A 14,826-nucleotide genomic window follows, 5' to 3' on the forward strand; every position below is an offset into this window, starting at 1 on the left:
CATGTCTCTCCAGAATCCATTTCATCGCAACCCGATTTGTTTACGAAAAGGAAGAAACATGACGCAACGCCGCGACTTTATCAAGCTTTCCCTGGCCCTCACCCTGGCAGGGGCGGCCCTGGGCGCCTGGGCCCAGCCGGCCGCCACCCTGCTCAACGTGTCCTACGACCCGACGCGCGAGCTGTATGTGGACATCAACAAGGCTTTTGCCTCTCAGTGGAAGGCCAAGACCGGGCAGGACGTGACCATCAAGCAGTCGCATGGCGGCTCGGGCAAGCAGGCCCGTTCCGTGATCGACGGCCTGGACGCCGACGTGGTGACGCTGGCCCTGGCCGGTGACATCGACGCGCTGAACAAGAACGGCGGCTGGATCCCGGCCGACTGGCAAAAGCGCCTGCCGCACAACTCTGCGCCTTACACCTCGACCATCGTGCTGGTGGTGCGCCAGGGCAACCCCAAGGGCATCAAGGACTGGGACGACCTGATCCGTCCCGACATCAAGGTCATCACACCCAACCCCAAGACCTCGGGCGGCGCCCGCTGGAACTACCTGGCGGCCTGGGAATTCGCCAAGCGCAAGTTCGGCAACGACGCCAAGGCCAAGGACTTTGTCGCCAAGCTCTACGGCAACGTTCCCGTGCTGGACACCGGCGCGCGCGGCTCCACCATCACCTTTGCCCAACGCGCCCAGGGTGACGTGCTGATCGCCTGGGAGAACGAGGCCTATCTGCTGGAGAAAGAATTCGGCACCAAGTTCGACGTGGTGGCGCCGTCTCTGAGCATCCTGGCCGAGCCGCCGGTGACCGTGGTGGACAAGAACGCCGACCGCAAGGGCACGCGCAAGCTGGCCGAAGCCTATCTGCAGTTCCTCTACACCGAGGAAGCTCAGGACATCATCGGCAAGAACTTCTACCGCCCGGCGATCTCGGCCAAGGCCCAGGCCAAGTACGCGGACCAGTTCCCCAAGCTCAAGCTCTTCACCATCGACCAGGCTTTCGGCGGCTGGACCAAGGCTGACAAGGAGCACTTTGCTGACAGTGGCTCCTTCGACCAGATCTATAGCAAGAAGTAAATCTGGCTGCTTTCAGGCGACAAGCAACAGGGAGGAGCGACGTTGGTACGGCTGGGCTTCCACCTTGTCCAACCCTTTCCTGGACAGGGTGGACCTGGCCCGCTACAGTTCGCCGGATTCGGCCACCACGAGCCGGATGCTTACAAGGAGACAAGATGAAGACAAGCTACTGGTTGGCGCTCGGCATGGGCGCGCTGCTTTCTCTTTCGGCGACGGCCCAGGAGGTCACGCTGACACGGCTTGATTGCGGAAGCGGGACCAACGACCCACGGCGTTTCAGTGATGCCTTTGCCTACAACGAGACGACGAAACCCTTCACCTTCAGCTGTTATGTCATCCGACACGGCTCGGACCTCATGGTCTGGGATACAGGGTATCTGCCAGGTTCCGTCCCCAATGCGACCAACAAGCCGCTGGCCGACCTGCTCAAGCAGATCAACGTCAATCCCGATGACGTGAAGTACGTCGGCATCAGCCATTTCCATGCCGACCACACCGGCCAGGTGGGGGTGCTCAGGAATGCGACCCTGCTGATCGGCAAAGGCGACTGGGACGGCATCAACGCCAATCCCCCCATGGGCGGTGCGAACGTCAAGGGCTTCGCCGAGTGGATCGCCGAGAAGCGCAAGGTCGAGGCCCTGAGTGCCGACAAGGACGTGTTCGGGGACGGTACCGTCATGGTGCTGCGCGCCCCTGGCCACACGCCAGGGCACAGCATGCTGCTGGTCCGCCTCAAGGAGATGGGTCCCGTGCTCCTGAGCGGTGATGCCGTGCACTTTCACGAGAACTACCAGCACGAAGGCGTGCCGGGCTTCAACTACGACCGCGCCCAGACCGTCGCCTCGATCCAGCGCATGAAGCAGATCGAGAAGAACATCAAAGCGACGGTCATCATCCAGCACGATCCGCGCGACATCGCCAAGCTCCCGGCTTTCCCGGGCGCCGCCAAGTAAACCTGCGGTGGCGACGAGAACAGCCGCAGCGAGGGCCTTGCGGCGGTGCGCCCCAATAAAAAAGCCCGCGTCAGCGGGCTTTTTTGCGGGAGGCACGAGGCTCAGGCAGCGGCCTTCACTTGCGGCTGGTTGGCCGCGGTGCCGGTGTGCACCTTGATGTCGCGCTCGGCGGCAGCCAGGGCCTGGGCCTTGGGGGCGTCACCCATGGACACGCCTTCGGCGCGCACGAAGCGCACGTCGGTGATACCGAAGAAGCCGAACACGGTCTGCAGATAACTTTCCTGGTGTTCCAGGGCGCGGCCGGCGTCGCTCGTGGAGTAGATGCCGCCGCGCGTGGAGGCCACGATCACCGTCTTGCCGCCGGCCAGGCCTTGCGGGCCCTTCTCGGTGTACTTGAAGGTGCGGCCCGGCTGGGCCACGCGGTCAACCCAGGCCTTGAGCTGGCTCGGGATGCTGAAGTTGTAGAGCGGGGCGCCCACGACGATGACGTCGGCGGCCAGGAACTGGCTCACCAGCTTTTCAGAGACGGCGTTTTCGCGGCGTTGTGCCTCGGTGGCGTTTTCTTGCGGGCCGCGCGAGCCCATGGCGTCGGCCGAGAAGTGGCTGGGGGCGTCCACGGCCAGGTCGAGGTAGTCGACGGTGGTGCCGGGGTGGGTGGCTTGCCATTCGGCAACGGTGCGGGCAGTGAGGGCGCGCGAGACGGAATTCGCGCCCAGGACGCTGGAGTCGATGTGCAGCAGTTTCATGATCAGAACCTTTCTGGACGCCGGGGTTGATGTGTGGCGTTGGAAGAATTGTGGGTTTTGATCGAATGTTTGATAAGTCAGCCAAATTGCGATAGATTGTCCTAAATTTAGGACAATAAGAGGTATCCAATGGCCTCCATGGATCTGAAAACCGATCTGAACGACATGCTCTACTTCACCGAGGTGGTGGAGCGGGGTGGCTTTGCGGCGGCTGGCCGGGCACTGGACATTCCCAAGTCCCGCCTGTCACGCCGCGTGGCCGAGCTAGAAGAGCAACTGGGCGTGCGCCTGCTGCAGCGCACGACGCGCAAGCTGGCCCTGACCGAGGTGGGTGAGCAGTATCTGCGGCACTGCCTGGCCATGCGTGAGGCGGCCCAGGCCGCAGCCCAGGTGGCGGCCCAGGTCCAGACCGAGCCGCGCGGCACCATCCGCGTGAGCTGCCCGGTGACGCTGGCGCAGAGCAGCGTGGCCGTGCTGGTGCCGCTGTTCATGCGCGAGTTTCCCGAGGTGCGCGTGGAGATGCTGGTGACCAACCGCGTGATCGACCTGGTCGAGGAGGGGGTGGACGTGGCCCTGCGCGTGCGCCCCACGCTGGAGGCCAGCGGCAGCCTGGTGATCAAGCAGCTCGGGCAGACACGCACCCTTCTTGTGGCCAGCCCCGAGCTGCTGGCGCGCCAGCCGGCGCCGCGCACACCCGAAGACCTGGCCCGCCTGGACTCGGTGGCCATGTCGGTCAGTGACGGCCGCACGAGCTGGCGTCTGTTGGGGCCCGACGGTGCCGAATTCATGTACGTGCACCGGCCGCGTTATGTGGCCGATGACCTGCTGACCCTCAAATACGCGGTGCTCATGGGCATGGGCCTGTGTGTGTTGCCCGACTACATGTGCCGTGACGAGCTGCGCGAGGGCCGTCTGGTGGCCCTGTTGCCCGACTGGGCGCCGCCCGCAGGCGTTGTGCATGCAGTGTTTCCTTCGCGCCGAGGCCTGGTGCCGGCCGTGCGACGCTTCCTCGACTTTCTCGGTGAGCACCTCAAGGGCGAGGAGGTGGTGCACGATGCATGCACCGAGGAAAAGACTCGCCGCGGCCGCAAGCCGGTCGCTCAGCCCCTGGACGCATGACGGCGGGCTCCTTGACCGTTCCGCAGCTGGACGTGGTCTGCCTCTGCGCCCAGTGGTGCGGCAACTGCCGCGACTACAGGCCGGTGTTCGACGCCATGCGGGAGCGTTTTGCCGATGCGGCAGCCCTGGCCTGGATCGACATCGAGGACCAGAGCGACGTATTGGGCGAGATCGAAGTCGAGAACTTCCCCACCTTGCTGATCCTGCGCGGCGACCAGGCACTTTTTCTGGGGCCGCTCACGCCCCAGCCCGCGGTGCTGGCCCAGCTGATGCAAAGCGCGCTTGATGGGCGCTTGCCGGTGCAGGCCGACCCGTCTGTGCGAGCGCTGGCGATCCGGGTCCGTCATCATCTGGCTTGATCTTTATATCTTTTCCGCCATTAGCTAACTGCCATATATTCGTTTGAGTTTTGAAGACCCGCCCAGACAATGAATTCATTCATTGACAGGAGGTTTTCATGAGCACACTGCGACTGGGCGACACCGCCCCCGATTTCACCCAGGATTCCACCGCCGGCCCCATCCGCTTCCACGAGTGGGCGGGCTCGTCCTGGGTGGTGCTGTTCTCCCACCCGGCCGACTTCACGCCGGTGTGCACCACCGAACTCGGCAAGACCGCGGCCCTGTCGGGCGAATTCGCCAAGCGCGGTGTCAAGCCCATCGCCGTCAGCGTCGATCCGCTCGATTCGCACGGCAAGTGGGTGCTGGACATCAACGAGACGCAGAACACCACCGTGAATTTCCCCATCCTGGCCGACGCGGACAAGAAGGTGGCCACGCTCTACGACATGATCCACCCCAACGCCTCGGCCACGGCAACCGTGCGCAGCGTCTTCATCATCGACCCGAAGAAGGTGATCCGCACCACCTTCACCTACCCGGCCAGCACAGGGCGCAACTTCGACGAGATCCTGCGCGTGATCGACTCGCTGCAGCTCACCGACAGCCACAAGGTTGCCACCCCCGCCAATTGGAAGGACGGCGACGACGTGGTCATCGTCCCCAGCCTACAGGACCCGGCCGAGATCGCCCAGCGTTTCCCCAAGGGCTTTCGTGCCGTGCGTCCCTACCTGCGCCTCACGCCGCAGCCCAACAAATAAGCGCGAGTAAGCTGAGGGAGAACCGCGATGTCCAATGAGCTGCGCATCCTCATCGTGCCGGGCTGGCGTGATTCCGGTCCCGGCCACTGGCAGACGCTGTGGGCCGAACGTTATGCGCACACGGTGCGCGTGCAGCAGGACAACTGGCTGACACCGGCGCGCGCGGCCTGGGTCGCGTCCATCGGCCGCACCATCCTGGAACAGCCCGGGCCGGTGGTCGTTGCGGCCCACAGCCTGGGCAGCATCGCCATCACGCACCTGCCACCCGAGGCCGAGGCGCGCATCGCGGGCGCGCTCCTGGTGGCCCCAGCCGACCCCGAGCGTCGTTCCATCCTGTCTGACTTCGCGCCCGTGCCCAGCCGCAAGCTGCCCTACCGCAGCATCCTGGTGGCCAGCAGCAACGACCCCTTCTGTCCCATTCGCTTGGCCGGCGCCTATGCGCGCAACTGGGGCAGCGAGTTCGTGCGCGTGCCCGACGCCGGTCACATCAACGTGGATTCGGGGCACGGCGAATGGCCGCTGGGCGTGGCCCTGTTGCAGTCCCTGGCGGGCGAGGGTGGCTTGCTGCCCAGGGCAGGTGTCACTGCCCGCAGTGCGCCGCAAGCGCAGCCCGTCCCGACGGCCTGAACCAGGTTTGCGGCCTTCTTTCAAACCGGTGGTTATGAATTAACTACAAAACTGTCGTTTGAGTTTGAAGCGCGCGTCTCCACAATACTTTCTATACATATCAAAGCTTTTTTTCTGAACGAAATGACCATGAAGATCAAGCACTACGCCACCCTGACCCTGGCCGCCCTGATGCTGAGCACCAGCACCCTGGCCAGCGCCCAGACCACCCTGCTCAATGTCTCGTATGACGTGGCCCGTGAGTTCTACAAGGACATCAATGTCGCATTCGCCGCCAGCTACAAGAAGTCCACCGGCAAGGACATCAAGGTGGATCAGTCGCACGCCGGCTCCAGCGCGCAGGCGCGTGCCGTCGCCGACGGGCTGGAGGCTGACGTGGTGACCTTCAATACCACGACCGATGTGCAGTTTCTGGCCGACAAGGGTGTGGTCGCGGCCGACTGGGCCAAGCGCTTCCCCTACGGCGCTTCGCCCACCACGTCCACCATGCTCTTCCTGGTGCGCAACGGCAACCCCAAGGCCATCAAGGACTGGGACGACCTCATCAAGCCTGGCGTACAGGTCGTGGTGGTCAACCCCAAGACCGGCGGCAATGGCCGCATGGCCTACCTGGCCGCCTGGGGCTATGTGCGCAGCAAGGGCGGCAGCGACGAACAGGCCGCCGAGTTCGTGGGCAAGCTCTACAAGAACGTGCCGGTGCTGGCGCGCGGCGGGCGTGATGCCACGGCGGTCTTCCTGCAACGCAATATCGGCGATGTGCTGATCACTTTCGAATCGGAAGTCGTGTCGGTGGACAACGAGTTTGGCGCTGGCAAGGTGGATGCGGTGCATCCCAGCGCCTCCATCGTGGCTGAGAACCCGGTGGCCATCGTCGAGCGCACCGTAGCCAAGAAGGGTACGGCCGCTCAGGCCAAGGCCTACCTCGACTTCCTCTACAGCCCCGAAGGGCAGGAAATCGCGGCCAAGCACAACATCCGCCCCCGCAACGACGCGGTGCTCAAGAAGTACGCCAGCTCGTTCAAGCCGATCAAGTTCTTCACCGTGGCTGACTATTTCGGCTCGCTGGGTGAAGCGCAGAAGGTGCACTTCAACGACGGCGGCAAGTTCGATCAGCTCTACACGGTGAAGTGACCCACCCCCGAAACGCCTTCGGCCTTTCCCCCTCAAGGGGGCGCCACCAGCGGCCCGGCCAAGCCGGTTCCGCGGTGGCTCACGAAAAGAAACCATGAGTACTGCCATTTCCTCGTTGCCGCTGCCGGCGGCCGCAGCGCCCCAGAAGCGGGCCCCGCGGCGCGTGCTGCCCGGTTTCAACCTCACGCTGGGCTACACCGTTTTCTACCTGAGCCTGATCGTGCTGGTCCCGCTCTCGGCCCTGGTCTTCAAGACCTTCACGCTGAGCTGGGAGCAGTTCTGGGTGGCCGTGACCTCACCCCGTGTGCTGGCCTCCTACCGGCTGACCTTCGGCGCCTCGTTGATCGCGGCCCTGGTCAACGTCGTCTTCGGCCTGCTGGTGGCCTGGGTGCTGGTGCGCTACAGATTTCCCGGCAAGAAGATCGTCGACGCGCTCGTGGACCTGCCTTTTGCGCTGCCCACGGCCGTGGCCGGCATCGCACTCACGGCGCTGCTCGCAGGCAATGGCTGGGTCGGCCAGCTGCTGGAGCCCTACGGCATCCAGCTGGCCTTCAAGCCGGCCGGTGTGGTGGTCGCGCTGATCTTCATCGGGCTGCCCTTCGTGGTGCGCACGGTGCAGCCGGTGCTCGAAGACGTGGAGAAAGAACTCGAAGAGGCCGCCACCAGCCTGGGCGCCACGCGCTGGCAGACCTTCCGTTACGTGATCTTCCCCTCCATCGCCCCCGCGCTACTGACCGGTTTTGCCATGGCCTTCGCGCGTGCCGTGGGTGAGTATGGCTCGGTCATCTTCATCGCGGGCAACATGCCCATGGTCTCCGAGATCACGCCGCTCATCATCATCGGCAAGCTGGAGCAGTACGACTACGCCGGTGCCACCGCCGTGGCCCTGGTCATGCTGGTCATCTCCTTCGTCCTGCTACTGCTCATCAACGGTCTGCAGTCCTGGCAACGCAAGCGCTCGGGAGCGCCCGTATGAGCAACACTGTCAAACGCACGGCCCGCGCCGGCACCACCGAGCCGGCCTGGGTGCGCTACACACTCATCGCCATCGCGCTGGGTTTCATGTTCCTCTTCCTGGTACTGCCGCTGGCGGCGGTTTTCACCGAGGCCCTGCGCAAGGGCTGGGATGCCTACTGGGAAGCGCTCAAGGAGCCCGACGCATGGGCCGCCATCCGCCTCACGCTGATCACCGCGGCCATTGCCGTGCCGCTGAACCTGGTCTTCGGCGTGGCTGCGGCCTGGGCCATCGCCAAGTACGAGTTCCGTGGCAAGGCTTTCCTGACCACGCTGGTGGACCTGCCGTTTTCCGTCTCGCCCGTGGTGTCCGGCCTGATCTACGTGCTGGTCTTCGGCGCCCAGGGCTGGATCGGCCCCTGGTTGCAGGCGCACGACATCAAGATCATCTTCGCCGTGCCCGGCATCGTGCTGGCCACCGTTTTTGTGACTTTCCCCTTCATCGCGCGTGAGCTGATCCCGTTGATGCAGGCCCAGGGCAACGAAGAAGAGCAGGCCGCCATCGTGCTGGGTGCGACCGGCTGGCAGACCTTCTGGTACGTGACCCTGCCCAACATCAAGTGGGGCCTGATCTACGGCGTCATTCTTTGCAACGCGCGCGCCATGGGCGAGTTCGGCGCGGTGTCCGTGGTTTCGGGCCATATCCGCGGCCAGACCAACACCATGCCGCTGCACGTGGAGGTGCTCTACAACGAGTACCAGTCCGTCGCCGCCTTTGCCGTGGCCTCGCTGCTGGCCCTGCTGGCGCTGGTGACCCTGGTCATCAAGTCCGTCGTCGAATGGCGCCACGAGCGCGAGCTCAAGGCGGCCGCCGATCTGCCACCCGAGCGCCCGACCCCTCTGACCCCCGCCATTGCAGTGCCCTGAAAGCAGAATATGAGCATCGAAATCCGCAACATCAGCAAGCAGTTCGGCGACTTCCACGCCCTGCGCAACGTCAACCTTGACATCCAGTCCGGTGAGCTGGTGGCCCTGCTCGGCCCCTCGGGCTGCGGCAAGACCACGCTGCTGCGCATCATCGCCGGTCTGGAAACACCGGACCAGGGCGCCATCCTGTTCAGTGGCGAGGACACGACCGAGGTGCACGTGCGCGAACGCAATGTGGGTTTCGTGTTTCAGCACTACGCGCTGTTCCGCCACATGACCGTGTTCGACAACGTGGCTTTCGGCCTGCGCATGAAACCGCGGGCCGAGCGCCCCAGCGAAGCCCAGATCAAGGCCAAGGTGCTGGAACTGCTCAAGCTCGTGCAGCTGGACTGGCTGGCCGACCGTTACCCCTCGCAGCTCTCGGGCGGGCAGCGCCAGCGCATCGCCCTGGCCCGCGCCCTGGCGGTGGAGCCCAAGGTGCTACTGCTGGACGAGCCCTTCGGTGCGCTGGACGCCAAGGTGCGCAAGGAACTACGCCGCTGGCTGCGCCGCCTGCATGACGAGCTGCACGTCACCAGCATCTTCGTGACCCATGACCAGGAAGAGGCGCTGGAGGTGGCCGACCGCGTGGTGCTCATGAACCAGGGCCATATCGAGCAGATCGGTACGCCACAACAGGTCTGGGACCAGCCGGCCAGCCCCTTCGTCTACGGTTTCCTGGGTGACGTGAACCTTTTCCACGGCCGCGTGGAGCAGGGCGAGGTGGTGATCGGCACGGGCCAGCAGGGCCTGCGCCTGGACACGCCCGAACATCAGGGCACGGCGGATGCCAAGGCCTATGCCTATGTGCGCCCGCACGACTTCGAGGTGCAGCGTTATGCGCCCGGCGCCACGGGCATCGCGGCGCGCCTGAGCCGGGCCATTGTGGTCGGCCCGACTGCGCGGCTGGAACTTATTCCCGAAGACTCGACTCAATCCGGAGACAACGCGGTGATCGAGGCGCAGCTTCCTGCGTCACAATACCGCGAACTCGGTTTGACGGAGGGCGAACTGCTGGTGCTGACACCACGCAAGGCCCGCGTCTTTGTGGAAGAAAGTCCTGATCTTGTCCAAGCTGTCTGAATTCATCACCCACCTGGGGCCGCGTCGCGTCCATGCGCTGATCTGCCTGGCGTGCCTGTCCCTGCTGGGCTTCGGCCTGTACCTGCAACACGTGGTGGGCCTTGAACCGTGTCCCATGTGCATCGTGCAGCGCTACACCATGGTGCTGATTGCCGTGGTGGCCGCTGTCGGCGCGGCTCTGTCGGGTCCGCGCAGCCATCGCTGGCTGGGTGGCCTGCTCTTGCTGCTGGCAGGCTTCGGGGCCTTCGTGGCGGCACGCCAGAGCTGGCTGCAGTGGTACCCCCCCGAGATCGCCACCTGTGGGCGCGACTTCTACGGCATGATCGAAAACTTCCCCCTGCAGCGCGCCATCCCCATGATCTTCAAGGGTTCGGGTGACTGCACGGCCATCGACTGGACCTTTCTGGGCGGCTCCATTGCCAACTGGTCCTTCCTCTGGTTCGTGGCTTTTGCGCTGCTCGGCTTCTGGCTGACCCTGGGGCGCACGACACAGCGCCGGTAAAAAGCGGGCGCATTCCCTGCTTTTTCCCCTGCGGGATGTGGGGGAAGCTGCTATTCTGAGCCGATGCCTACCTATGAACCCGGGTTTCAGCCCCGGGCTGATGCGGTCGCCCACAGAAGAGAAAGCAGCCATGCAAGCCATACGTGACCTGAAAATCGCCACCCGCCTGGGCCTCGCCTTCGGCGCCATCCTGCTGATCCTGATCCTCTGCGTAGGCCTGGGTTACTGGCGCCTGCAGGAACTCGCCGCCACCACCCGGGCTCTCGGCACGGTGGACAGCGAGAAACTCAAGATGGCCGTCCAATGGCGCCAGACCATCGACCTGAACTGGGTCCGCACCAAGGCAGCCATGCTGGACACGGACAACAGCCGCATGCCCATGTGGCAGGCCGAGATGGACAAGACCTCGGAAACCACACTGGCCGCGCGCAAGCGCATCATCGAGCTGGTGCAGTCCGAAGAGGGCAAGGCGCTGATCGTCAAGATCGACGCGGCGCGTGAAGCCTACCGCACGCCGCGCGCGGCCATCCTCAAGCGCAAGGCAGCCGGCGAAGACGTGCAGGCCGCGCTGGAAAAAGACCTGCGTCCGCTCTCCGAAGCCTATATCGACTCCATCATGCAGCTCGAAAAACGGCAACAGGCCATCTTCGATGCCACCCTGGCGGCCGCCGAGCAGAGCGCCGCCACGGGGCGTCAGCTGTTGATCACTGGCGGTGTGCTGGCGCTGCTCCTCAGCGCCATGCTGGCCTATCTGCTGGCGCGTTCCATCGTGAAACCCATCGAAGCCGCCGTGGACAGCGCACGGCATATTTCCGACGGTGACCTGGCCCAGACCATCCAGTCCACCGGGCGCGACGAAGTCGCCCAGCTGCTTCAGGCCCTGGGCACCATGCAGCAGAACCTGGCCCAGATCGTGAGCCGCGTGCGCTCGGGCTCGGAATCCGTCTCCACGGCCAGCGCCGAGATCGCCCAGGGCAACCAGGACCTCAGCGCGCGAACCGAAAGCCAGGCCAGCGCACTCGAAGAAACCGCCGCCTCCATGGAGGAGCTTTCCTCTACTGTCAAGCAGAACGCCGACAACGCGCGTCAAGCCAACCAGCTCGCGCAGAGTGCATCCACCGTGGCGGTGCAGGGCGGCGAAGTCGTGGCCCAGGTGGTGGACACCATGAAAGGCATCAACGACAGCTCCAAGAAGATCGCCGACATCATCAGCGTGATCGACGGCATCGCCTTCCAGACCAACATCCTGGCCTTGAACGCGGCGGTCGAAGCCGCCCGCGCGGGTGAACAGGGCCGGGGTTTTGCCGTGGTGGCTTCCGAAGTGCGTTCACTCGCAGGCCGCAGCGCCGAGGCCGCCAAGGAAATCAAGGCTTTGATCACCGACAGCGTGGAGCGGGTCGGGCAGGGCACGGCCCTGGTGGACCAGGCCGGCAACACCATGAACGAGGTGGTGGCCAGCATCCGTCGGGTGACCGACATCATGGGCGAGATCAGCGCGGCCAGCACCGAGCAGAGCCAGGGTGTGGCGCAGATTGGTGAGGCCGTGACCAGCATGGACCAGGCCACGCAGCAGAATGCAGCCCTGGTCGAAGAGATGGCGGCCGCGGCCGGCAGCCTCAAGGGACAGGCCAACGAGCTGGTGCAGACCGTGGCGGTGTTCAAACTGGCCTGAACGGAACCCTCCCTTTCTCCGTGACGGCACCTGCGGGTGCCGTTTTCACGTCTCCAGCCTGTATGCTTTCAGGGCAGCTTGAATGAAAGAGTCCAACGTGGGAAACAAACTCGACACCGGCGCCCGGGGCGTCTACCTGATCACCGTGACCCCGTTCACCGACAGCGGCGCGCTGGATCTGGCCAGCACCGACCGCATGGTGGACTTCTGCCTCGAAAAAGGCGTGACCGGCCTGACCGTGCTGGGCATCATGGGCGAGGCGCCCAAGCTCACCATGGAAGAGTCGCGTACCTACGTCAAGCAGGTACTGGACCGCGTGGCCGGGCGCGTGCCCGTGGTGGTGGGCGCCTCGGCGCCGGGTTTCGCTCCCATGAAGGAGCTCACGCAGAGCGTGATGGCGCTGGGCGCCGCCGGTGTCATGGTGGCGCCGCCGTCCACCGTGCGCACGGACGACCAGATCACGGCCTATTTCGACATGGTCAACGAGACCCTGGGTCCCGACGTGCCCTGGGTGCTGCAGGACCACCCGGTGGCCACGGGCGTGCAGATGTCCACCGGCGTCATCCTCAAGATCCTCAAGAACTCGCCCACCTGTGTGATGCTCAAGCACGAAGACTGCCCGGGCTTGGCCAAGCTCTCGGCCATACGTGCGGCCAGCGACAAGGGCGAACTGCGCCGTGTTTCCGTCCTCACGGGCAATGGCGGCGGCCTGTTCCTGCCCGAGGAACTCACACGCGGCGCCGATGGCGCCATGACCGGTTTTGCCTACCCCGAGATGATGGTCGGTGTGTGCGCGGCGCACGCGGCCGGCCAGCTGGAGCGCGCCCACGACCTGTTCGACGCCTACCTGCCGCTGGCGCGTTACGAGCAGCAGGCCAATATAGGTCTGGCCGTGCGCAAGCACATCCTGATGAAGCGCGGCGTCATCCGCAGCGAAGCGGTGCGCAAGCCGGGGCCGAAGCTGTCGGCGCAGGACATCGCCGACATCGCCCGCCTGACTGCGCGGCAGGACAAGCGCCTGGCCGAACTGGGTTGAGAGGAGCGTCCCTTGGACATCACCATCCACCAGGGTTATCTGCCGGGCTGCATAGGCCGCATCACCGAACTGCATGCGGACTACTACGCCCTGCAGTCCGGTTTCGGCGTGTATTTCGAAAGCCGGGTTGCACGCGAACTGGCGGCCTTCTGCGAGCGCTATGAGGAAACGCGAGACGGCCTGTGGCTGGCGCTGGCAGATGGCCAGATCGAAGGCGCCATTGCCATCGACGGCCTGCATGGACAGAACGAAGGGGCGCACCTGCGCTGGTTCATCACCTCGGACCAGTTGCGCGGTACAGGCATAGGCTCCCGCCTGCTGGCCAGCGCGCTGGCATTTTGTGATGAACGCCGTTACCCCAAGACCAGTCTCTGGACTTTCGCCGGCCTGCAGGCCGCGCGCCATCTCTACGAGAAACATGGCTTCCGCCTGGTGCACGAGCAGCCAGGGAAGCAATGGGGCAGCGAAGTGATGGAGCAGCGCTTCGAGCGCCTGCTGCCCTGAACCTTCAGGCTCAGAGTTTCTTGACCAGCACCTGGGACTTGCGGTCCCAGTTGTACTTGCGCTTGCGCGCTTCAGGCAGCCAGTCCGGGTCCACGTTCTGGAAACCGCGCTTGATGAACCAGTGCATGGTGCGTGTGGTCAGCACGAAGATGCTGTCCAGGCCCATGGACTTGGCGCGCTGCTCGATGCGCTTCAGGACCTTCTCGCCATCGCCCTGGCCCTGGGATTCGGGCGAGACCGTCAGTGCGGCCATCTCCGCGGTCTTGGCCTCGGGGTAGGGATAAAGCGCCGCGCAGGCGAAGATCACGCCGTCGTGCTCGACGATGGTGTAGTTGCCGATGTCGCGCTCGATCTCGGTGCGGTCCCGCTTGACCAGGGTGCCGTCCTTCTCGAAGGGTTCGATCAGCTGCAGGATGCCGCCCACGTCGTCGGCGGTGGCTTCGCGCAGCTCTTCCAGCTTCTCGTCCACCACCATGGTGCCGATGCCGTCGTGCACATAGACCTCCAGCAGCAGCGCGCCGTCCACCGCGAAGGGGATGATGTGGCTGCGCTCCACGCCGCCCTTGCAGGCCTTCACGCAGTGCTGCAGGTAGAAAGCCGTGTCGGTGGGCTGCGCCGGGTTGGGCAGCTGGGCGAGCAGCAGCTCGGCAGCGGCCAGCGGCAGCTCGGTGTCGATGGGGTTGTCTTCGCTCTCGGGTTCGGTGGCGTGGATGCGGATGCCCGGCACCTCGCTCACGAAGATCAGCTTGTCGGCATGCAGGGCCATGGCCACCGAGGTGGCCACCTCTTCCATGGTCAGGTTGAAGGCCTCGCCCGTGGGCGAGAAACCGAAGGGCGAGAGCAGCACCATGGCGCCCATGTCCAGCGTGCGGTTGATGCCGGCCACGTCCACCTTGCGCACCAGGCCCGAATGCTGGAAGTCCACCCCGTCGACGATGCCCACCGGGCGCGCCGTGATGAAGTTGCCCGAGAGCACGCGCACCGTGGCGCCGGCCATGGGTGTGTTGGGCAAGCCCTGGCTGAAGGCCGCCTCGATCTCGTAGCGCAGCTGGCCCGCAGCCTCCTGCGCGCAGTCCAGCGCTACCTCGTCGGTGATGCGCATGCCGTGGGAATATTTGGCCGCATGGCCCTTGGCCTTGAGCTGCTCGTTCACCTGCGGGCGGAAACCGTGCACCAGCACGATACGCACGCCCATGCTCTGGATCAGCGCCAGGTCCTGCGCCAGGTGCTGCAGCTTGCCGGCGGCAATGGCCTCACCCGCGATGCCCACGACAAAGGTCTTGCCGCGGTGCATGTGGATGTAGGGCGCCACCGAACGGAACCAGGGGACAAAGGTGAAGTTGAAGACGGCGGACATGCTGG

16 protein-coding genes are annotated in these 14,826 nt (G+C 64.8%); 14 read left to right on the forward strand and 2 right to left on the reverse strand.

Annotation, left to right across the window (positions count from 1 at the left end):
• The first annotated feature begins 58 nt into the window (after positions 1 to 58).
• Positions 59 to 1,072, forward strand: coding sequence for a sulfate ABC transporter substrate-binding protein (locus AC07NT_RS06080; RefSeq protein ID WP_498597337.1), 1,014 nt, complete (start codon positions 59 to 61; stop codon positions 1,070 to 1,072).
• A gap of 155 nt (positions 1,073 to 1,227) precedes the next feature.
• Complete coding sequence (locus AC07NT_RS06085; RefSeq protein WP_498597336.1) at positions 1,228 to 2,025, forward strand: N-acyl homoserine lactonase family protein; 798 nt, start codon at positions 1,228 to 1,230, stop codon at positions 2,023 to 2,025.
• Between the two features lie 101 nt (positions 2,026 to 2,126).
• On the opposite strand, the gene AC07NT_RS06090 is transcribed toward AC07NT_RS06085, so the two are convergent.
• Positions 2,127 to 2,771, reverse strand: a complete 645-nt coding sequence (locus tag AC07NT_RS06090) for an FMN-dependent NADH-azoreductase (RefSeq protein WP_498597335.1) — start codon at positions 2,769 to 2,771, stop codon at positions 2,127 to 2,129.
• 138 nt (positions 2,772 to 2,909) lie between these two features.
• On the opposite strand from AC07NT_RS06090, the gene AC07NT_RS06095 reads away from it, so the two are divergent.
• The 12 genes from AC07NT_RS06095 (at position 2,910) to AC07NT_RS06150 (ending at position 13,464) form a co-directional block, all read left to right on the forward strand.
• Positions 2,910 to 3,890: a LysR family transcriptional regulator gene (locus AC07NT_RS06095; RefSeq protein ID WP_498597334.1), complete on the forward strand. Its 981-nt coding sequence runs from the start codon at positions 2,910 to 2,912 to the stop codon at positions 3,888 to 3,890.
• Positions 3,891 to 3,901: 11 nt separating this feature from the next.
• The gene (locus tag AC07NT_RS06100; protein WP_498597333.1) at positions 3,902 to 4,249 is read left to right on the forward strand and encodes a thioredoxin family protein; all 348 of its coding nucleotides are present in this window, start codon (positions 3,902 to 3,904) and stop codon (positions 4,247 to 4,249) included.
• A 98-nt stretch (positions 4,250 to 4,347) separates the two neighbouring features.
• Entirely contained in the window at positions 4,348 to 4,989 is a 642-nt protein-coding gene (locus tag AC07NT_RS06105) for a peroxiredoxin (protein WP_498597332.1), read from the forward strand.
• 27 nt (positions 4,990 to 5,016) lie between these two features.
• Entirely contained in the window at positions 5,017 to 5,616 is a 600-nt protein-coding gene (locus tag AC07NT_RS06110) for an RBBP9/YdeN family alpha/beta hydrolase (RefSeq protein WP_498597331.1), read from the forward strand.
• Positions 5,617 to 5,739: 123 nt separating this feature from the next.
• Entirely contained in the window at positions 5,740 to 6,747 is a 1,008-nt protein-coding gene (locus AC07NT_RS06115; RefSeq protein WP_498597330.1) for a sulfate ABC transporter substrate-binding protein, read from the forward strand.
• Between the two features lie 94 nt (positions 6,748 to 6,841).
• Complete coding sequence (cysT, locus tag AC07NT_RS06120) at positions 6,842 to 7,723, forward strand: sulfate ABC transporter permease subunit CysT (RefSeq protein ID WP_498597329.1); 882 nt, start codon at positions 6,842 to 6,844, stop codon at positions 7,721 to 7,723.
• Positions 7,720 to 8,628, forward strand: a complete 909-nt coding sequence (cysW, locus tag AC07NT_RS06125; RefSeq protein ID WP_498597328.1) for a sulfate ABC transporter permease subunit CysW — start codon at positions 7,720 to 7,722, stop codon at positions 8,626 to 8,628. The genes cysT and cysW overlap by 4 nt, the downstream gene beginning before the upstream one ends.
• Positions 8,629 to 8,637: 9 nt before the next feature.
• Entirely contained in the window at positions 8,638 to 9,750 is a 1,113-nt protein-coding gene (locus AC07NT_RS06130) for a sulfate/molybdate ABC transporter ATP-binding protein (RefSeq protein WP_498597327.1), read from the forward strand.
• A complete protein-coding gene (locus AC07NT_RS06135) occupies positions 9,743 to 10,252 on the forward strand; it encodes a disulfide bond formation protein B (RefSeq protein WP_498598494.1) in 510 nt (169 codons plus the stop codon). The genes AC07NT_RS06130 and AC07NT_RS06135 overlap by 8 nt, the downstream gene beginning before the upstream one ends.
• 130 nt (positions 10,253 to 10,382) lie before the next feature.
• On the forward strand, positions 10,383 to 11,924 hold the full coding sequence (locus tag AC07NT_RS06140; protein ID WP_498597326.1) for a methyl-accepting chemotaxis protein: 1,542 nt from the start codon (positions 10,383 to 10,385) through the stop codon (positions 11,922 to 11,924).
• Between the two features lie 82 nt (positions 11,925 to 12,006).
• Entirely contained in the window at positions 12,007 to 12,960 is a 954-nt protein-coding gene (locus AC07NT_RS06145; protein ID WP_498597325.1) for a dihydrodipicolinate synthase family protein, read from the forward strand.
• A gap of 12 nt (positions 12,961 to 12,972) precedes the next feature.
• Positions 12,973 to 13,464: a GNAT family N-acetyltransferase gene (locus tag AC07NT_RS06150; RefSeq protein WP_498597324.1), complete on the forward strand. Its 492-nt coding sequence runs from the start codon at positions 12,973 to 12,975 to the stop codon at positions 13,462 to 13,464.
• A 10-nt stretch (positions 13,465 to 13,474) separates the two neighbouring features.
• Here the strand turns inward: AC07NT_RS06150 and argA are convergent, their stop codons facing one another.
• Positions 13,475 to 14,821, reverse strand: a complete 1,347-nt coding sequence (gene argA / locus AC07NT_RS06155; RefSeq protein ID WP_498597323.1) for an amino-acid N-acetyltransferase — start codon at positions 14,819 to 14,821, stop codon at positions 13,475 to 13,477.
• Positions 14,822 to 14,826: the final 5 nt, after the last annotated feature.

This window comes from Hylemonella sp. GW821-FHT10B10, assembly GCF_059415585.1.